This is a genomic window from Paenibacillus alba, assembly GCF_013204855.1.
In the GTDB taxonomy this organism is placed as follows: Bacteria; Bacillota; Bacilli; order Paenibacillales; family NBRC-103111; genus Paenibacillus_E; species Paenibacillus_E alba.
On record NZ_JABMKZ010000007.1, the window covers coordinates 1 to 20,989 of the forward strand.

General features: G+C 46.4%; 9 protein-coding genes. 2 read left to right on the plus strand and 7 right to left on the minus strand.

The annotated features are described in order from the left end of the window. Positions 1-594 precede the first annotated feature (594 nt). On the minus strand, positions 595-1,995 hold the full coding sequence (locus HQN90_RS11910; protein WP_173218494.1) for an aminotransferase-like domain-containing protein: 1,401 nt from the start codon (positions 1,993-1,995) through the stop codon (positions 595-597). A 115-nt stretch (positions 1,996-2,110) separates the two neighbouring features. Here HQN90_RS11910 and HQN90_RS11915 point away from each other — a divergent pair, with 115 nt between their 5' ends. Then, positions 2,111-3,088 (plus strand): DMT family transporter, encoded by a 978-nt coding sequence (locus tag HQN90_RS11915; protein WP_173218496.1) that lies wholly within the window; start codon positions 2,111-2,113, stop codon positions 3,086-3,088. Positions 3,089-3,219: 131 nt separating this feature from the next. Here HQN90_RS11915 and HQN90_RS11920 read toward each other — a convergent pair whose 3' ends face one another. From HQN90_RS11920 to HQN90_RS11945, 6 genes are all read right to left on the minus strand, one after another. Beyond that, positions 3,220-4,017, minus strand: coding sequence for a DeoR/GlpR family DNA-binding transcription regulator (locus HQN90_RS11920; protein ID WP_338042316.1), 798 nt, complete (start codon positions 4,015-4,017; stop codon positions 3,220-3,222). A 79-nt stretch (positions 4,018-4,096) separates the two neighbouring features. Next, positions 4,097-9,334: a DUF2341 domain-containing protein gene (locus HQN90_RS11925; RefSeq protein WP_246362275.1), complete on the minus strand. Its 5,238-nt coding sequence runs from the start codon at positions 9,332-9,334 to the stop codon at positions 4,097-4,099. Between the two features lie 52 nt (positions 9,335-9,386). Next, positions 9,387-14,513, minus strand: coding sequence for a LamG-like jellyroll fold domain-containing protein (locus tag HQN90_RS11930; protein ID WP_173218502.1), 5,127 nt, complete (start codon positions 14,511-14,513; stop codon positions 9,387-9,389). 34 nt (positions 14,514-14,547) lie between these two features. Then, entirely contained in the window at positions 14,548-16,254 is a 1,707-nt protein-coding gene (locus HQN90_RS11935) for a putative 2-aminoethylphosphonate ABC transporter permease subunit (protein WP_173218504.1), read from the minus strand. A gap of 14 nt (positions 16,255-16,268) precedes the next feature. Beyond that, positions 16,269-17,315, minus strand: coding sequence for an ATP-binding cassette domain-containing protein (locus HQN90_RS11940; RefSeq protein ID WP_173218846.1), 1,047 nt, complete (start codon positions 17,313-17,315; stop codon positions 16,269-16,271). Between the two features lie 31 nt (positions 17,316-17,346). After that, the gene (locus tag HQN90_RS11945) at positions 17,347-18,432 is read right to left on the minus strand and encodes a putative 2-aminoethylphosphonate ABC transporter substrate-binding protein (RefSeq protein WP_173218506.1); all 1,086 of its coding nucleotides are present in this window, start codon (positions 18,430-18,432) and stop codon (positions 17,347-17,349) included. Positions 18,433-18,871: 439 nt separating this feature from the next. On the opposite strand from HQN90_RS11945, the gene HQN90_RS11950 reads away from it, so the two are divergent. Beyond that, entirely contained in the window at positions 18,872-20,374 is a 1,503-nt protein-coding gene (locus tag HQN90_RS11950) for an alpha/beta hydrolase family protein (protein WP_173218508.1), read from the plus strand. Positions 20,375-20,989: the final 615 nt, after the last annotated feature.

Genomic DNA, 20,989 nt, shown 5'->3' on the forward strand with positions numbered 1-20,989 from the left:
ACAATCGATATCAATGGGGATTAAAAAAGATGACCCCTGTGCAATACAGGAATCATCTATTGTTAGCTGTCTAGATTTAAACTGAGTTTTTTCAAGTGTCCTTGACAAAGGGTCCAGATCATTCTGATTAAGGGTGACTTTTTTATGCTATGAAACCTGTTCAGAACTGAATTATGGGATATCCATAGACATTGCTGTACGGAATGCCGAGATACATGGGAGTAATCATATGGTAGGGTATATAAGAATAGTTGGTAATAGGGCCAAATACTTGCATTCCTTGATAAGGAGTTTGATGGTTTATTTTGAGACCAGTTATCCCAGGTGGCCATACCGTTCCAACATTCCCAACTGCCTCTGGTCGCCAATAATTCATTTCTTTCCCATTATTTCCTTCATGCATTCAGCAGTCCACCCAACTTATATTATGGTCTGATGCTAGTGTATGCCTTGTAGAGTGATTCAGTTCCTATAAGAGGCCTCTATTCATCAAGCAGGTGGCGGGAGAGCTTGTTGAGAATAGCCATATGGTTCTAAACAATGAACCATTGAAAAAGAGTTTTTTGGTATACCCTATCAACTACATTCACTCCCTTAATTCTTCTCTCCACTAGTCGGACTAGATTTCATCTTAGTCACATGCCTATGCTTTGTCAATAACGCAACAATGGCGCCTATCCGTTCTATTCCTCTCGCAATGTCATCCTCGTTTACGTTGGTTGCGTTTAGCTTCACTAGGTTATCCCTCTCGAAATTGTTCAAATAATTCCGGTCCAAAGACTCCAGTAAAATCGATTCTTTCTTTAATTTTGCGATAAGCTGCGCAGCGGAAACCCTCCTATCCAGCAAAATATGCGTATGAATGAACGGATGTTTCGAGCGCTCATAGGTGAAGGCACCGCCGTTGCGGGCAGCCTCCTTCGCAAGCGCAGCGTCGAGCAGCTTCGCCCTAGCCGCGTATCTGCTGCGGATTTTGGCAAGATGGCGGTCGAACATGCCGCTGCGCAAATAGATTTCAAGAGCGGCCTGCGACAGCATGGAGCTGTCGATATCGTTTTGCTTCTTGTACAGCCGAAACGTCTCAACAAGTGGATCAGGGATGACCGCAATGCCGATGCGCAGGCCGGGGAAAATAATTTTGGAATAGCTTTTTAAATAAATGACATGCGACGAATTATCATGAGCAAATAACGGATCGGCCTTGCTGTCCTGCTCGAAATCGGCGAGGTAATCATCCTCAACGATATAAACATCGTATTTGGCAGCAAGTCTAGCAAGCCGCTTCTTTTCTTTGCTCGTATAGGAGCAGCCCAGCGGATTGTGGAATCGCGGCATCGTATAAAAAAACTTTATGTCCTCCGTACGAAAGATGTTCTCCAGCTTATCAAAATCAATGCCCGCAAAGCGGCGCTCGATGCCGATGACCGGCATGCGACGCGTCTCCAAATATTCAATTAACAGATGATAGCCAGGCTGTTCAATCAGCACCTTCTGCTTGCCATTTGGGAAGGGCATTGCTGCAAGCAGCGACAACGCCTGCTGAACCCCGGATACAACAAAAATATTCCGCTCCTCGGTAAACACCTGATATCCCATTAATTGCTTGCGTACGATATCGATCAGGGATGCCATTCCTTTGGCAGTGCCGTAAACAAATAAATCCTTCTGGTACGTGTCGATCGCTTTATTGATGCAATGCTGAAAATCCAAATAAGGAAACACATTTGGATCAGGGGCGGCATCCGAAAAGTTCAAAATAGGTGATGCTTGGCCTTGGGAAGAATTTGTCCCTTTGACAACGTAATAGCCGCTCTTTGGCATCGCATAAATGAGATGGCGTTTCTCCAGCTCATCCAGTGCCTTAATGATCGTACTCTTGCTGCAGCCGTACTGCTCCGAAAGCATGCGGATCGAAGGAAGCTTCTGTCCATCCTTATATGGCTCCTTCAATATCAGTTCCTCCAGCTCATTCATGAGCTTTAAATACATGTACATCGGCAAGCTCCTAGCTTATGATCTGTAACGGTACAGATAGCGATTTTCTCTATTGTAGCATGCATGGCTCGGAGTTACGATATACCTAACAAAAACAGTTACCAGGAGGAACGTTATGACAGCAGCACAATTGGACTCCAAAACAAAGCGCTTCGCATACTCAGCCATCGTTATTTACTCCACCATTGTAGGACTCTCTTTTCTTTTCGGAAAATTAGCTTTAACGGTTGCAACGCCGCTAGATAGCCTTGCTCACCGCTTTACCGTCTCCCTTATCGCGGCGACTATTCCTGTTCTATTCGGATGGATGAAGCTTCAGATTAAACCGCGAGATGTGCTGGCTATTCTTCCGCTTGCCATCCTATATCCGTCGATGTTCTTTGCTTTTCAAGCGTTTGGCTTGCAATTCACGACCTCCGCCGAGGCGGGCATTATCCACGCGACGGTGCCGATCTTCACGATGGTTGCGGCCGCTTATTTCCTGAAGGAGCGTACGACGAGGCTGCAGCAGCTTTCGACGCTTCTCTCCGTAGCAGGCGTCGTATTTATTTTTGTCATGAAAGGTACGACGATTGATCTAACGAATATGAAAGGCACGCTGCTCATTCTCTTGTCAGCCCTCTCATTAGCGGGATATAGCGTACTTGCAAAAAAGCTTACTGTGCGCATAAAGGTGATTGCCATGACCTATGTGATGACGGTGATTGGCTTCCTTGTCTTCAACCTGATGGCGGTAGGCCAACATTTGGCAGAAGGAACGCTATCCCTTTATTTTCAGCCGTTTGCAAGCCCGGTGTTCCTGCTGGCAATACTCTATTTGGGCGTACTCTCCTCGCTCATTTCCAGCTTGCTCAGCAATTACGCCTTATCGAAGCTCGAGGCATCGAAGGTGAGCGTGTTCAACCATCTTGCCACATTAGTTTCCATTGTTGGGGGCTTCGTTTTCTTGCATGAGCAGCTAGCGTATTACCACATAATCGGCGCAGCTGTCATCATCGCGGGAGTGCTGGGCGCGAATGCGGGGACATGGAGAAGGAGGAAAGCGGCGCTTCCTCCCAAGTTATCTAATCGAATGATAAATAAGAATGGATAGGAATCAGCTTATCTGCAACGCTGCCTCCACCAGCATGGTTGCAACAAGAATAAAGCAGGTCGCCGCGGCGCCTGCTTTATTGGTCTGTCATTATGGATCCAACATACTTCGTTAATACGGCGTTCGTCCGATTACTCGCAAGCAATCCAATATACGCCTTTTCTCTCCAGCAAATCTTTCCAATCCCTCGGATGCTCCTGATCCGACACGACAATATCAACATCTTCCAGAGGGATGATCTGAGTAAACGCTTGTACCCCAATCTTGGATTGGTCTGCAAGAACAATCACTTCACGTGCCGATTTGGCAAACAGCTTGGAAATAAACGTTTCGTTCAGATCATAGTCCGTCACGCCGCTCGTCAGGGAAAGACCACCGATGGATAAATACGCCTTGTTCAGATAAAACTGTCCCATCATCTGCTCGCAAAGCGGCCCTGTTATGGACTGCTGTTCCGGATTCAATTGCCCTCCGAGCATAAATACTTTGCCTGTAAAGCGATTGTTATTTAATGCTTCGGATAAATAGGAGGCGATCGGCAGCGAGTTGGTAAGAATGGTAATATTTTTTTTGCCCTGGATCGATCTGGCCAGTTCCATCATGGTAGTACCTACATCCAATGCGATGGTATCGCCGTCCTCGATCAGCTCAGCCGCTCGTATACCAATTCTCTGTTTGGCGTCAGCATACAATTCGGTACGCTGCTGAAAAGAAGGTTCCCCATGCTCGTAACCAGAACGTACAGCACCTCCATATACTCTATGAAGCTTGCCCTCAACCTCCAACACATCCAGGTCCCGGCGTATCGTTTCTGAGGAAACTCCCAATTGTTCAGCCATCGGGAGTACCTTCACCTTGCCTTCACGATACAATGTTTGTAAGATAAGATCTTTTCTTTCCTGAGCCAAAAGCGACAACTTACACACCACCGCCAAACTGAAATAGATACTAAATTAGTTTAAGTATAGCCGATTTAAAATCGAATTCAAAGACACATTGAGGTAGGCTCTATTTTAGCGGATTGCCAAACAAAACATGATGAATCACTTGTGCTGCCTCTGCCCTTGTTGTCGTTCCTCCAGGTACAAAAATGCCATCCGCCCGTCCATTCAGTAAATGCAGACCCGCTGCAGACAAGACAGATGGTTGGGCCCACTCGCTAATCTGCCCTTGATCGGAGAACGCAACATCAGTGGAGGCTACCTCTTTGTTTCCGAATTTTACATGCCAAGCCCGCATCAGCATCGTGGCCATTTGTTCACGGGTGATAGCCGCATCCGGAATAAACTCAAGATCGCTGACTCCTTCAACGATTCCCGCTTTTGCAGCAGCATTGACTTCGTTCGTATACCAAGCCGTATTCGGAATGTCTACATATTGGCTCGTACCGTTCAAAGGAAGCTCTAACATGCGTGCAAGAAGTGCAGCAAACTCTGCTCGTGTAATTTGTTTATCTGGATAGAAGCCTTGTGAACCTAGAGAAGAAGTAATCATCGGCTCGACCACCATGGATTGAAACAGATCTCTCGCTGCGAGGTCGCCGATAACTTGAGCCGCCCAATGCTCCTTCACATCAAAATAATTCACGTTGTATTCAAGAATGACGAAGTCTCCGCCACCCGACATGGTAAACTCAGCTTCGGTGGAATCCGAAGAACGGTTTGGCGAGTGAAATCTCAATTGTCCGTCTTCATTTAAATGGTACAATCCGAGACGCTTACCATTAGCCTTTGGCGGCAATGGTAAATGAACTTCAGCCATTTGGCTGCTCGTACTCGCCCCGATACCCGCAGTGGACGTATTCGAGTTCCAATCCATATGAATCATCTTTGCTGCAGGAGTAATTTGCACAGCTTGACGGTTGTGCAGCTCCGTCAGCACATCCAGCAGCTCGTCATCCCAGATTCGGTAAGATAAAGAAAGTGCAGCTTGGCTTCTCTGCTCCTCCGTCATAGTCGAAGCCGTTGTTTGGAGAGACTTATACGGAACCACAATAGTGCCCCAGTCAAATTGGAGTGAAATTTTCGGCACGGTCATCGATTTAACCGCAGCGTAAGGGACATCCACTTGAGCCTTCCCTTCCTCCACTTTAATAATAGCGGACTCTTGACCGTTTGTTGGCATCAATTGCTCGGCACTCAGTTTCAAGATAAATGCTTGATCGGCTCCTCCTGGTACGGTTGGAGGTACATAGCCTCCCCCGCCATTGCTGCTTCCAGCATTTCCGTTACCGCCATTATTACCGTTATGGTTATCAGCAATGACAACAAGTTCCGTACTCGCTTCCATGCCGTTATAGGTTACCGTAATTGTAGCATGACCAGGGCTCAGCGCTGTCACGATGCCATCGTTATCAATTGTTGCTACCTGCTCATAGCTGCTATAAAATTTTAGACCGTCTTGTATGGGAACTAATTTGTTATCAGGGCTATACAGCCCGAAAACGTTGGCCTGGCCTTTCTCACCGACGATTAACTGATGCAGCCCATCTATTGTGAGAGATTTAAGCTTAGGAGTAACATCGACTTCTTCTTGCTTGGCTTGAACCAATAGCGTATAGCTGCTGTGAAGAGCTTGATAGGTTGCAGAAATGACCGTTTCTCCTGCTTTAAGTGCCTTCACTTTTCCAGTAGTTACATCCAACGACGCCACTTCCGGATTGGAATTGGAAAGCTGGAGCCCTTTAGCTATTATTCTTCCACCGTCTAAAAGTATGGTAGAACTGCTATCACTATAAGTCGCTCTTACAACCGTCTGCCGTTCATCATCCACAATAGAAGGTTTTAATCCCTCCAACTGAATAGACTGAAGGACTGGGGAAGTCACCGGAACCGTTTGAACCAATAACTTGTAGGACGTAATCAGAGAACCTAGAGACGCTGTAATAATCGTTTCGCCTTCTCCATGCGCTGTGATATTCCCATTTGCGTCTACGGAGGCAACTTCAAGCTTGCTGCTGCTTACTAGGAATCCGTTCACGATTTCCTTTCTGCCATCCGTATAAGTCGCTTCTACGACTGAATTGCGTCGTTCTCCCACCTTCATGGGCGCTAGTCCCTGCAAGCGGATCGATTCAATAACAGGTTTCGCAATGGAGAACGTACGTTCCTCTGACTTTGTTTGATTGCCGTATGAATCCTTGGCCACTGCATACCAAGTGTAAGGCTGGTTATAAGCCCGCTGCTTCCATGAGTATTCAGCCACTCCCGTATCCGAAGCAGCCGGTGTAGTCTGGAGCAGGCTAGGCGAGCTTCCTTTTATTCCGATATAGCCTGTAGCCAGTTCGATAGGCTCGTTGTTCACATTTAACGGCATGGTGTAAAATTCGTGCTTCTCCTGGAAAAAACCGTAGTTATCCTTCGTAATAGGAGAATAAGGCACCATAGAGATCGTCTGCTTCTTCAAATCGAAATACATCATACGAATGTACCCAGCTCCACCCAATGCAGCATCTTGATAGTCGTGCAGCAGCTCATAGACGACTTTACCGCCAATTCGCTTTACATTGTAATAGGCCGATTGGTTGTGACCGCACAATACCATAAAAATGTTACTGTTAGGCTGTACAATCTGCTCCATAATTTTTTTGCCGCCGTAATCATCTGTACCATATGTGCCGGAATACAGTAAATATTCGTGCACGGCTAAAATGGCTTTGCGATCCTTGTATTGCTGCAAGACTTGGTTGGCCCAATTAATCGAAGATTGATTAAAGCCCCCCCACCCGATATACATGATGATGAAATCCACGCCGCCGGCGGAAATGAGATCATAATGGTTCTGATTCCAGCTGTTATACTCGTTATAGTAAGGCTTTCCTTGAAACAGCTTTCCGGCAAATCGGAATGCACCGAAATATTTCCCGTACAAGGCGTTGTTCATATCGTGATTTCCTTGAATCACACCATAAGGGATACCGGCATTGTCCAAAATTTTCATGCTGTGATCAGCATTTTGCCATTGAGATTCCTGGTTCGCACTGTTTACAATATCCCCGGTATGAATCACATACTGGATTTTTTGTGCATCCTTATTGTCGGCAATCCATTGCGTACTGGCATCGTATGCGCCCGGAAATGACTCGGCCTCAAGCTGGGTATCCGTCATCCATACGAAGGAAAAATCATACTGGCTCGGATCCGGCTTTTGTCCCGGAAGCATGGTGTCTTTTTGCGTTGCAGCTACGTACAGCTTGGCTACTTTGGTTGTGCTGTTCACCATCGTAGTCTTATTCAACGTACCGATCAGCTTGAAATCGCTATTGTCGCTATTTCCGTTACGGGATGCGATGAGCTCCCATTTACTAGTCGAATAGTTCCAAGCGTATAACATGACTTTCTCTTTGGAGTGTCCTTCCCATGACACTTCCAAATCTTTGACGCTGGATAGATCGTTATTAATGGTTAGATCAAAACGTTGATACGGATAATTAGACAGCGACTTGCTGCTGTAATAGTTCCCGTCTGAAGCTTTGATTCGATCATACGCCTCAACAGGCAGCGCTGTTTCTGAAGTAATTGACGCACTGCTCGGCGGATCCATCGAATCCGTTCGCTCATAGGCAACATCCGTCGTCAATTTGCTGCCAAAGTCTTTCACAACCTGCACATTTTTCTCATAAAAGCTAACATCCATTGGCTCACCTGTAGGCGACTTCGCCTTTACCCGAAGCGTTACATCACCGGTTTGCCGAGCTTGCTCCCCGCTAGCACTTTCAGGAACAACGGATGGATTCAATTTTCGGCCATCAATTGTAAAAGTGACCGTTTTGCTCTCGATGACCGAAGGGTTGGCATTGGAAGCCGCCTCGACATATAGCGTATGAGCACCGCTTTTGAGCTCTTTCAAGATCGATTGAAAGGTTTTGTCGTCCTGATTGGCGTTCAATGCCACATAATCATTGGCGTCAAGCTTATAACGAATATTGGCCTTTTCGCTGGCCAGTCCGCTTAAGCTTAAGTCCGGAGTATAGTAGGTTTCCCCTTGCTTTGGTTGAAGCAGCGTCAGTTGCAGCGCATTTTTCTTTTCTGGTTGGCCAAATAGGATAAAATTGCTGTTTTTTCTCATACTTTTATACTCAGCCTTCACCCACGCCTCGCTGCGAGCTACTTTGGAAACACGAACCTCATCGACGCCACCGCGATAACCGCCACCGGCCGCACCAGCATCGGAAGATTTACTGATCGTCAATGGCGCGGTTGAGGTGCCGCTTGTCGTGATCAATGAACCTGTGCGGGCTGCTGAATCTACCAGTACTCCGTCCCGGTAAAGCTTGAGGTTATTTCCCGCTGCGTTTTTGTCATAAGTTAGTGTGAAATATGTCCAATCTTCCGTTACGTTTCCGCCGTTAAGCAGGGCTGCGCTGCTTCCGTTTTTGAGAGGATCGACATCGTTAGTGAACAAATTCGCACTCCATTTCCCTCCGGAAAGCTTCATAAAATAAGCCTGATTCAAGCTATCTGCGCTCCGCTGTCTAGCGATAAGGTAATACGAAAGTTTGGTTAATTCGTAATCGTTCGCACGTGCCCATAAGGAAACAGTAAGCTGTTGTTCTCCATCTCCGACAAGCCCGTTTTTCGCTCTTACATAACCTCGATGGCTCTCATAATAACGGCCTACCATGTTATATCTTGGATCGTCTTTTGCGTATAACGTGTACGAAGGTCCACTGTATTTTGCTCCTACCTCCTGCCGCAAGCCCATATTGTTATTAGCTGTCGAGTCCTGATATTGTTTGACGGCAGTAGGCTGTTCGAAATAATCTTGAATTCGTTCACCGAAATGGTAGACGAGCAAAAAGTTCGGGTCCCACACCGCTTTTTGCTGGGGGGCACTTAATGTGCTGCCGCCATAATACAACCAAATGCGGTCTGATCTGGAAAGGCCATGGATCAGCGGAACTTTGACCCAAACGATGCTTTCATCGTTTGGATCCCATTTTTCCACCTCATAGCTCAGTTCTTTCGTTTGATCATCATTGTAAAATTTCAGATCGCTCTCCGAGGTTACGGCGTAGTCGATCGTTGTTTTGTTCAATTTAATAGGAACAGGAAAATCGCTTAAATCCTCCGAACCGTCGGAATTGTCAATCGTCAGCATGACTCGGTTATTCCGGTCCGAATCCTTCCATGGAGCAGGATCAGGTGCCGTGCTCGCATAAGCACTGGATGGAGAAAATGACCATGATATCTGACATAAGATCATGAAGGCTACGATAACCGCACACCACTTTTTTATACGCAGCATTGTTCGCAAGAAATTCTCCTCCTACTTCGAGATGTTTATTGTACTCTTGGGCCTATTTGTTCAGCAATCTCAACAGGACTTGTACCGCTTCCGCACGCGTAGCGGGATCGTTCGGGTAGAACATTCCATCTTCTCTTCCTTCCATCAATCCCAACTGTGCGGAACGATTCACGGATGCTTGAGACCATGGAGCCAATCGATCAGAGTCAGCGAATTTGAATTCCCGGCCCGACTCTTGTTTGCCGGCTGTGTGTTTATAAGCGCGAGCCAGCAATACAGCCATTTCCTCTCGATTGATTGTCGCTTCCGGATCAAAGCGATTGCCCTCTTTTCCTTCGACTAGCCTTAATGCTGCGGCTCCGCCAATATACGGCGAATACCAAGCATCTGTCGGCACATCATGGAATTGTCGGCTCCCTTCCAGCTGGAGATTCAATGATCGCATCAACAATGCGACGAATTCGGCTCGAGTTACTGCCTGATTCGGGTAAAAGTAGTTGTTAGCTCCTTCGGCGTTATGCATGGCACTCATCATCTGAATCGCACGAAATGCCCAGTGAGCAGACGGAACATCGTTATACACTTTCCGATACTCCAACACCGCATATTTACCGCTTCCATGCAGTTCAGCCTGAATGCCTGCATCGGTCCATTGTCCTCTGATGTACTTCATACTGCCGTCAGCGAACAATTGGTAAACGCCAAGCAGTTGTTTATCTGCATTTGCAGGCACTGGAAATATGACCTGCACCGGCTCAGTCCAATTAGCAATCAGTCTGTCCTGCCCATTAGTCGATTGGACAGCGATCTTGAAATCGTAAATCGGTGATACTGGATTGAGTTTTGTATTGGAGAATGCTTCGGCATTGCCAATCAGAGCATCTTTCAAAGAACCCGAAATGACCGGCAACGATATCGCAATTCGCATTTGATTCTTATCGTCTACAACGTCGACCAGCGCAGTTTGCAGCAGTTTGCCCGGAACTTGCAGCACCAGACCCTTTTGTTCAAAGCGGAGCAAGTGGTTACCCAGAAGCTCTCCGGCGTTAATCGGCAACGTCACTTTGGATACATCCGTTCCGAATGTTACGGCAGCATTCCCTACCGCCTGTTTGACATCCGTTTCACTCATATCCATCACGCCGTTGCTCACGTTTGCACCGGTAACGCTTGAGTCACTACCGCTACCACCTCCATAGCCGCCTGAACCACCGCTGTTGCCATTGCCGGCTCCTTGCTCCAATCGCACTGTAATTAAGGTTTGTACCTTCCTATTCTCATAAGTGGCCGTTAGCACGGAATCGCCTTGCTTCAAGCCGGTCAGTTTACCTGGCCCATCCAGACGCAGCAATGAAAGATCGGCTACAATCCATTGCGCCGAATCTGTAACGGACACCGTGGTGGCGTCATCATATATCGCTACCAAAGCATATACCGCCTGCTCTCCTACCTTCACACTCTTCGGTCCTATGAAACGAAGCGATTGCAGCTGCTTATCCGGTTCCGTCGGAGTCACCGGGTCCTTCTGACTTTTCACAACCGTGGAGAACTGAGCGTTAAAGCCTTGATAGGATACCTTGAATGTAACAAGTCCCGACTTTGCCCCATAAATGGCTCCTGTTACTGAATCGATTAACGCTATGTCGGTGTTGTCGCTGGCGTATAGGACATCCCGATTCAAAACGATGGACGATTGATCGCTATAAACCGCTCGGACAACCGTATTCGCCGTTTCACCAATTAACAATTCGGACGGTCCTTTAAATAGTAATGATTCCATCTGAGGCTGACCCGGATCAACAACCGGCTTGTCCCGCACGATCTTGACGAACCAATCGGCCTGCAGACCATTCCACGCCGCATGCAGATTAGCCTCACCCGGCTCTAGAGCATGTACAACGCCTTGATTGTCGACGGCTGCCACATTAGATTGATCTGACGTGTATGCGACGCCAGAAGTTAGTATTTCATTCGTTCCCTCTTTATAAAAGACTTTGGTCAGCAGAACACCCGTTGTCCCTGCTTTCATTTCAACAGGTCCAGCAAGTTCGATATATTGCGGTACAGGCGCTTTGACCGTAATTGTAACGTCCGCCTTATACATGCCGTATTGCGCTGTTAAATTTGCCGTTCCTTTACTCCGTGGTGTAATTAGACCGGAGCTAGAAATCGAAGCCACTGCAGGATTCAAGCTTTTATAGATGACACCTTGTTGAAGCTCGCTTTCTACGCCAGTGGCATTTCTCTTCTTAACGATGGCTTGTCCAGTCTGACCGATGGTCCATTCGGCTGGAATGTCCCACCGTATCGCTGAAACATCTTCGGGATTGCTGCCCGCCAAATACGTGTTGTACAGGGTTAGAACATCAGCTGCCGCAAATACTTTGCTGTACAGTTGAATAAATCCGATTTTGCCTTTCAAAAAACCGGACGCTCTTCCCGCTTCATCAACGGAAGCTCCGATACCCAAATCCGTCTTGGTCGAACCGCCAATTGCACCGATTCTAGACTGGCTGCCCACTTCCACTCCGTTAAGATATAGCTTTGCCGTCAATCCATCGTAGGTTGCTGCTGCATGATAGATTTTGTTAGCCGCAAGCGTCGGAGCACTTTCGACGATGACATACGCTCCTGCTTTGCCGAGCATATCCCAAACATAAAACCAGGCTTCCAGTTTCCTCGTAATCGGATTATATTGCAAAACATAATCGCACTGACTGTTCTTAGCAACAATCGTCTGTGCACTGTACAAGTCTTCCAATGAAAAAGAAGTGACAATGGACATATATTCCGGACTTAGTGTCGATTGATGCGGAACTCGGACATAAGAACCGCTGCCGTCCAGCGACAAAACGTTCTTGCCAAAGCTTGGATCGTAACCTACTGCGGCCGAACCGATTGAATATCCATCATGATGCGCGGAGCTGCTGTCTTCCGTAGCCGATTGTTCAAAGCGGTAGTCCAGCAAATCCGCCTTTTCATCCGCGCCAGCCATTATATTCCCAGGCACAAGGTATGTTTTGGAAAGAATCGGTGCCGCCCAACGTCCTGTCGTTACACCCGCTTCGATATTCAGCGTATAGGTACTGCCCGGGCGCAATGCTTTCAGACTGAATTGCCGGTCTGTTGCCGAAACGGTCGCTATGACTTTACCGTCCATGGAAATCCGGTATTTATCTACGCCCAGAACGTCAACCGCCTCTGGCCACGAAAGCAGTACTCCGCCATCAGCCTTACTTTGGACGTTGATTTGATCCCCATCTGGCCATAGTGCGTCAATCGGTCTTTTCAATTTGGTTGTTACTTCCAAATAAGATGCATAGGCGCCTGCCAAATTCTCCTTACTGTACACGTTCACCGTATAATCACTAGCTATTTCCTTCAGTGCCACACTGACCTGCTTATTGACGGACAGACGAGCTTTAGCATACGATGTGATGTCGTATTCTCGCCATTCCAGCTTATTATTGAATGAGATCGTCTGAATACTATTGCCCATAACGGGCATGTTGTTATAGGTGATTGTGCCTTCATTCCAACTATCGTCGGAAATCCCCAAGGCAGCTATATCCTGAAGCGTAGCATCCGAGGCTCGCGAATCGCTGATAGCTCCGTACAACTTAAGCTTCACCGATTCAATATCGTCAATATCTTCCCTTTTGATGCCGCTTAAATTGTATTTAAAAAGACCGTAGCGCAGATAGTTGTCGACTGTCGTGCTGTTTTTGATGTTAATAATGGATTGGCTGCCATAATTGCCGGTTCCCGGACTGCCTTGTACAAACGTATCGTCCGTTGTGTAAGCATAGATCTTGCCGTTTATATCCGGTATGGAAGGTGCCGTTACTGTGATTTTAGATGTGGCGGTAACTCCGCCTCCCGTCACCGTTACATTCGCAGTACCAACCGCTAATCCAGTAATGACGGCTTTGTTTCCGGTAGCTTCTATCCGCCCGATGCTTGCATTGTCAATAGCCCAGTGCAATAAAGTAGTTGGCGAATCGACTGAAGCCTCAAGTACAGCCGTTTCTCCAATGGTCAGATTTGCTTGTTCGAAGTTTAATCCGATGCCCGGTACTCTGTAGCTGATCGAGGGTCCACTCGCCGTCAAGTTGCCCAGCCGATCCATAGCCTCCACCTTAAAAGTGGCCGACTCGCCTGTCACGAAACCATAGGTGGTATACGTATTCGTTGAACTATTTACTGAAGCCAGTAAATTATTGTTTTTATATATCATGTATTGTGTTACGCCTACGCTGTCTACTGCAGCATTGGCAGTTGCCGACGGCCATGTCAACTGGTAACCGTTAGGATCGACAGGGGTTCCCGTCAGTGTGCTGTTCGCTGGCCAGATGGGAGCATCGTCGGTATTCCGGGTCGACTTGATGTTGTACAATAACTGAACTTCATCGTTATTTAGTGCTTTAGTGAAGATGCGGAAATCGTCAAGCTGTCCTTTGAATGGAATCTTCTGCGTACCGTCTACACCGATGTTCAGGTTTAATAACGCTGCCGGATCGATCGTGCCTGCACCAATGATGCTGATCGTTTTTTTCAGGACATTGTCCATGTAAAATGCAGCATTACCGGTACGATTATGCGCGACGACGATATGATGCCATTGGTTATCGTCCACGATAAGCTGAACGGGACTGCTGTTGTTCAGGCTGGACTTGTGCAAATCCATCCGTGCCAAGCTGGCCCCCTTGTAATTCCACGTCAAATAGTGATTGTATACCCCTATTTCCCAACCTTGATTGGCACCGCCCGACCAATCTTTGTTGGAGACTATCGTAGAGTCTGCGGTCCCGATGACCGAACTGTTGGCTTTCATCCAGAAGGAGACTGTGAAATCTTGAGCGGCACCGAACCTGAATTTACTGTTGCTATTGTTGTAATCAGCAATGTTCACATATCCGCCCTGCGTCGTATCGATCGCCTGGTCTCCGACTGTACCGGCTGTATACGTCAATGTGTTTTTAACCGTACCGTTATTCCCATTGCCTGAGGCATCAAGCGTATTGCTCTCAAATGGCAAATATAAGATTTGCTTATCGAATAAATCCGTATCGCTTGAAACAGCGTATGCCTGAGGTGCCCGGTCATCATACATAAACAACAGGAACATAGCGACGAAGCAAAAAATGGATGCCAATAGCGTCATTCTGATACGTGGCATTAAGGTAAGGCCTCCTTATATGATGTGGTAGTTGCTACGCTCTTCTCTGCCAAGCATCCGTCCTTTTCAACAAACGCCGGGACAAGTTTTCGTAGCCTAATCTGACAATGATATTCGCCAGCATGATCAGGCTGGACATTGCAGCCGCAGCCGCCACGTCACCCGCATCGTCCATATTGACTATGGAAACGGAAGCAAGCTTGAAATCCGGCGAATACAGAAATACGACAGCCGAAATGGTTACCATCGCGTTGACAAAATAATACACGGCTATTTCCAATAAAGCCGGAAGCGATATCGGTACCGCAACACGGAAAAACAGCCGATACACCGGTGCACCCATCGATTCCGAAACGATTTCGTATTCTTTATCCAACTGCTTCAGCGATGTTGTTGCGGTAACGAACGACACCGAATAGAAATGAATGATATTCGCCAGCACAACAATCCAGATCGTTCCGTATAGCCCATGCAAAGGGTTATCCGGACGGTTGAAGAAAAAAATATATCCAAGTCCGATCACCAGCCCAGGCAAGGCTAACGGAAGTAAAGAGATAAAATAACCAATTTGCCGAACGGCTTTCCAGATCCTAAGCTTCTCAATCAGATATGAATGTACAAACGCAATGACCGTACCGAAGATGGCTGTTAGCAGCGCAACAAGCAGACTGTTCCAGAATGGAGTCAACCCGCCGGCAGATACGTTGGAGAAATCATAATGCTTCAAAGTAACGCTCAGATCATATGGCCACACCTTAACGAGTGATGCGAAGAGTATGGTAAGCAGCAATACCACGATGCCTGAAACGATAATCGTACAATAGGCCGTATACGCTAAATCACGCAACCGATTAGGCTTGATTTGATATGGCGTCGATTTCACGGATACCATTGTCTTCTGCTTGCGTTCCACAAACCTGTCAATGAAAAATGCCGCTATAGCGGGAATCGTCAGTAATATGCCGATCACCGCACCCATAGACATGTTTTGCTGTCCTATGACCTGTTTATAGATGTCCGTCGGCAGCACGTTGTATTGGCCTCCTACTACCTTGGGAGCACCGAAGTCGGTAAAGCTGAGTGTAAAACAAACGAAAAGCGAACCGATCAAACCATATTTCATTTGAGGAAGTGTTATAGTAAGGAATTGTTTCCATTTCCCAGCTCCAAGCGTTTCCGCAGCTTCATATAAGCGATAATCCGCAATGGAGAACGATACCATGAGAATTAAAAATGCCTGCGGAAACGTATAGATAACCTCAGATATAATAATTCCCGTGCTTCCATACAACTGAATATTCCATCCTGGAAGCAATCCGAACAATCCTGTTGTCACTAAACCTTGGTTACCGAATAAATAGGTCAAAGCGATCCCATGCATCATCGTCGGAGCAAACAAAGGCAGCAGCGCGATGTAACGGAACCATCTAACGCCTGGTATTCTCGCACGCATCAATCCGTAAGCATAAAAAAACGCGCCCCCAACGGAAATCAATGTAGTAATGAGAGAAACATAAATCGAATGCCCTGCCGATCTTGACAATGCAGGAGTTGACAAATATTTGGAGAAATGGGCAAGACCTACCCACTCCTCCTGTTGATTGTGGAATGCTTTAACAAACAAATCGCCCAGAGGCAGCAGGATGGATATCGTCATTACGGCCAGCATACAGATCAACAACAAACGAATAAGCCATCCTTCTACTCCTGCTTTTTGCCTTGTCTTCGCTTTAAATAACATATTTCGCGTACTCCTCATTTACTTACCGCCATTTCAAGCGGTTCCTCGGCCAATTCATATTGATCTTTGAAAACAATCATTCTCTCTTCAGGAATAACGACAGTACATTTGTTGCCTTTATCCAACTTCAAATGGTGAAACTCTTCAGCCGATACATCGATGTTTAAAGTTTGTCCTGCGTCGATTCGCTGGCCTTTCAGCAAAGTCTGCACAGTAAGCCGGTAAAAGGAACCACGAAATTCAATCAATCTTAGAATAACGTGAATTCCTCCTTCCATAGGACGCGATACGATCCGGATATGCTCAGGACGAACAGATAACAAATAATTATCCTTTCGCATAAAATTCATTGTTCCGATAAAATCAGCAACGAATGGTGTCTTTGGCCGATCATAGATGTCCTTCGGCGTTCCGATTTGAATGACTTCCGCATGATTCATCACAATGATGCGGTCCGCCATTGTCAGAGCTTCTTCTTGGTCATGTGTCACCATGACCGTCGTAATGCCAAGCCTTTTCTGCAGGTCACATATTTCCTGCCGCAGCCTATGGCGAACTTTTGCATCGAGGGCCGACAAAGGTTCATCCAATAGTAGAACATCGGGCGATAACGCGATCGCCCTCGCCAAGGCAACACGCTGCTGCTGTCCGCCGGAAAGCTGTGCGGGATAACGATCTCGCGCTTGGCTTAGTCCGACCATCTCCAGCATTTCTTCCACTTTTCTGTGAATCTCCTGCTTGGTCATGCCTCTTCCCTTTAAACCGTAAGCAATATTCTCAAACGCCGACAGATTGGGAAACAAAGCGTACGATTGAAATACAATGCCAAAATTGCGGTTTGCAGGAGGGACGTATGTCATATCCGTTCCATTCATAACGACTGAACCGGAATCAGACAATTCTAGCCCAGCAAGTATGCGAAGCAGCGTCGTCTTACCGCAGCCACTTGGTCCCAACAGGCATACGAATTCACCTTTTTGGATGCCAACCTGGATTTGTTTCAAAGCATGAAACTTACCGAACGATTTACTTATATTATTGATCATCAAGTAGTCTTTCATCATGTCCTACCCCTCATTTAAGAAAACCAGATTACTTCTTAGCTTCGCTTTTAGAATCGAAACGTTTTTGCCACTCGGTAAGAATGCCATCACGTTCTTTGGCCATCGTATTCAAGTCGTTTTTAATCAACTGTTTCACAGGATCTTTTTCATAGCCTTCTGGAATTTTATTGCCTTCATTTTTCACGCTGATAATCGCATAATTTTTGTTGTATTCCTTCATTGCATCTTCGCTTATCGCCCAATCCAGGAATTCTTTGGCGATAGGCTTGAGCGCTTTTTTCTTAATGAGTCCGTTGGCCTCAACATCCCAGCCAGATCCTTCTTTAGGGAATACGACTTGAACGGGTGCTCCGCCTTTTTTCTCGGTAATACCACGATAGCCGAAAGAAATTCCTATCGGATATTCACCGGTACCTGCCATTTTGGAAGGCTTAGAACCGGATTGCGTATACATGCCGATATTGTCGTGCAGTTTGTCCATGAACGTCCAGGCTTTATCTTTACCCATTAATTGCACTAGCGCACTGACTGTCAGGAAGCCAGTACCTGAGGCAGCCGGATTTGGCATCGTAATTAAACCTTTATATTCTGGCTTCACCAAATCCTCATACGATTGTGGGATCGACAAATTGCGTTTTTCCATCTCCTTGGTATTCACAACGAAAGCAGTCTCCCAAGCATCAATCCCAACCCAAGTCGGCGGATTGGCTGTATCTTTAAACTCTGGAACGACACGTTCCACGCCTTTTGGCGCATAAGGCTCCAACATGCTGTTTTGATTCAGCACAAGCAAACTCGTAGTAGCCGTACCCCAGACGACATCAGCCTGTGGATTATTTTTCTCAGCCAATAATTTAGCCGTTATAACTCCGGTGGAATCGCGAACGATATTGATTTTGAGATCAGAGTGAGCTTTTTTGAACGTTTCCAAGTACGATTTGATCTGGTCATCCTCAAGCGCCGTATAGATCGTCAGTTCTTTATTATTGACTTCAGCTTGTCCGGCGTCTGCCCCTCCCGGTTTGCCCGATGTTGTGGTTTTGTTCGTGCCACATCCCACAAGAAGTGATGCCAACAGTGTTACTGCAACAGAAAGCTTAAGTACTTTTTTCATTTACTATCTCTCCCTTTTTTTACTAAATGTCAATTTCTTTTCAGTTTTAAATGTACCTTAGTTTTGTTAACGGATCGTCATTTCTGTGTAAACAATTGATTAATTTTGTTGTTTCTTCTTTTTAAATGTTGTTAATTGTTGGATTTAACCCTCTAGAACACAGAACACTTTGAAAAAAGTTCCACAGTGTGTGGGTTCTTTTGTGGGTAAACCCATACTTATGTGGTATAAACACGATTTCAAAGGTGGCCTACCGCAAAGCACCTTTCCACCCTCACACGCCGAAGATCGATTGAAACTTACTGTGTTTCTGAATCCTCCAAACCGCAAGATCGAATTGTAAAATTGTAAGGTAGATGTAAGGTAAATCGATAGCTTAGGCCAGCCTGGCAGGATAAGATTGGAACGAAAATAGAAAATTTTTAAAAGGAGAATCGAGATGAGGCTATTTGAACTGTTGCTTTTTTTGTCAAACATCGGCTTGTTTGCATTAACAGTCCTATTAAAAAAAGGACGGCGTAGAATTCCAGTATTCGCTGCAAGCGGGATCGCCACACTTTTACTGGTCATTCATTGGACGGTGGAAGGATACAGAGTCCAGCTATTTTTCCCATATTGCATAACAATCATTTTTTTAGCCCTTTCAGGTTATAGCTATTTTAAAAAAGCCGGCCCAAAAAAAATCCCACGATTCATGCTGGGTTCAGCTTATACCGCTATAGCGATAATGCTGGTCGTAACAGCGGGTCTCATGTATGTTTTTCCTGTATGTAAACTACCTGAACCGACAGGCGAATTTAAGGTAGGAACGCAAACTTTTCATTTCGTGGATACAAACAGGGAAGAGATTTTCGACAAAGCCAGAGATGGGAAGAGAGAATTGATGGTTCAGGTCTGGTATCCGGCTCAAGCTGGCGCCGGCAAGTACGCTCCCTTTATTCCCGATACCCAGATTTTACGTTATATGGCCGCGAGCTATGGCCTTCCCGGGTTTACTTTTGGGCACCTGAAGTACGTATCCAGTCATGCTTATTCCGGGGCCGAGGTCTCTTCGGCACAGATGTTATACCCGCTGATCCTTGCGAATCCCGGCAACGGCTCTTCCAGGTTTCTCCACACGTCGCAAGCTGAAAATCTCGCGAGTCACGGATATATCGTGGCAGTGATCGACCACACCTACAATACATTCGCAACCGAGTTTCCCGACGGTCGAATCACGACCAGCACAACGGACGACTTATTCTCGCCTGACCATGATTACCGGACAGAAAGCGGAAATCGCGACAAGTTGGGAAAAGTTTTAACCGACGATGTGGCGTTTGCACTGGACCAATTCGAGTTCATCCAATCGGGGCAGATTCCAAGTCATCTAAAAGGGAGGATGGATCTCGGTCATATCGGGGTGTTCGGCCATTCCATCGGCGGAGCGACGGCCTATGACGCTTCTTACGATCCGCGAATCGCGGTTGGAATAGACTTAGATGGAGGGCTTTATCGACTGCGTGACAGAGAGGGTCTGCGAAAGCCGTTTTTGTTCATCAACTCGGAAAGCAATTTAGACAAATTAAAAATGGTGATGGATAACCGGGTCTACACGGATGCAGAGCTTAACCGTATGCGCTCAACAAGAGAGTGGGAGGATCAAGTAACGGAAGATAAAAAGTTGGAGCTTGAACGAATGCGCGAAACGGTCGACGAAGGGGGACAAGTCCTCTATATCGAAAATACCGAGCATTTGAATTTTGCCGACGTACAGTTCATTTCTCCGATTTTCAAAATGCTGGGCATTACAGGAAAGATTGCGCCCGAAAGAGCGAACTCCGTTATCAATGCTTATATGCAGGATTTCTTCGATATGTATCTGAAAAATCAAGGCGGAATCTTAATGAAAGGACCGGATAGCCGCTTTCCGGAGGTGAAGTTCGTAACCTCGCTATTATAAATTACGGAACAGGCTGCCGATTTTGATATGCTCCCCTTCATGCAGAACTGAGTATAGCTGTCCAAGATTTCTTTCTCAGCAAACTTCTCATATGGAAAGCGTCTCTCATGATGAACGTGAAGATAGTTCGGCAGGTGGTAGGTAGTGTTTTGGCTCTGGCTGACCAGAATCAGCTTTTTCTCTGCTGGCTCTGGTCGCTCATATAAGCGACAATATCGACGAAAATTAGCTTCTCATACGGACTTAAGCCGTAACACCGATGGATTTATGCGGCAGGATGGTATATCCCTTGTGATGCCCTGTAAAGTTGCTCTCCTTGGCAACTTCGTCCAAGTACGCATTAGTGGCTTTGCTCATTTTGGGTCAACCAGAAGTCGTTGTACTTCGTTTTCATCTGCAATCCCTTCCTTGGCGAACATAACAAAAAACAGGTTAATCATGGTGGTATCTGACCATAATCGACCTGTTCAATGTAACGGAGAAGCGTTACTTAGGTTATAAAATTAAAGCATTGATGTGCGTACAAAGGAAATGAAGAAATTCTTGTAGCGTATTACTCGAATTAAGTGTGGTAGCCCCTCTAGTCCAATCAAAAGTACCACCTATTACTCGTAG

Excerpts from the sequence above, each read along its gene's own strand:
- HQN90_RS11910 (WP_173218494.1), bottom strand. The coding sequence starts at position 1,995 with ATGTACATGTATTTAAAGCTCATGAATGAGCTGGAGGAACTGATATTG.
- HQN90_RS11915 (WP_173218496.1), top strand. The coding sequence starts at position 2,111 with ATGACAGCAGCACAATTGGACTCCAAAACAAAGCGCTTCGCATACTCA.
- HQN90_RS11925 (WP_246362275.1), bottom strand. The coding sequence starts at position 9,334 with ATGCTGCGTATAAAAAAGTGGTGTGCGGTTATCGTAGCCTTCATGATC.
- HQN90_RS11930 (WP_173218502.1), bottom strand. The coding sequence starts at position 14,513 with ATGCCACGTATCAGAATGACGCTATTGGCATCCATTTTTTGCTTCGTC.
- HQN90_RS11935 (WP_173218504.1), bottom strand. The coding sequence starts at position 16,254 with ATGTTATTTAAAGCGAAGACAAGGCAAAAAGCAGGAGTAGAAGGATGG.
- HQN90_RS11940 (WP_173218846.1), bottom strand. The coding sequence starts at position 17,315 with ATGAAAGACTACTTGATGATCAATAATATAAGTAAATCGTTCGGTAAG.
- HQN90_RS11945 (WP_173218506.1), bottom strand. The coding sequence starts at position 18,432 with ATGAAAAAAGTACTTAAGCTTTCTGTTGCAGTAACACTGTTGGCATCA.
- HQN90_RS11950 (WP_173218508.1), top strand. The coding sequence starts at position 18,872 with ATGAGGCTATTTGAACTGTTGCTTTTTTTGTCAAACATCGGCTTGTTT.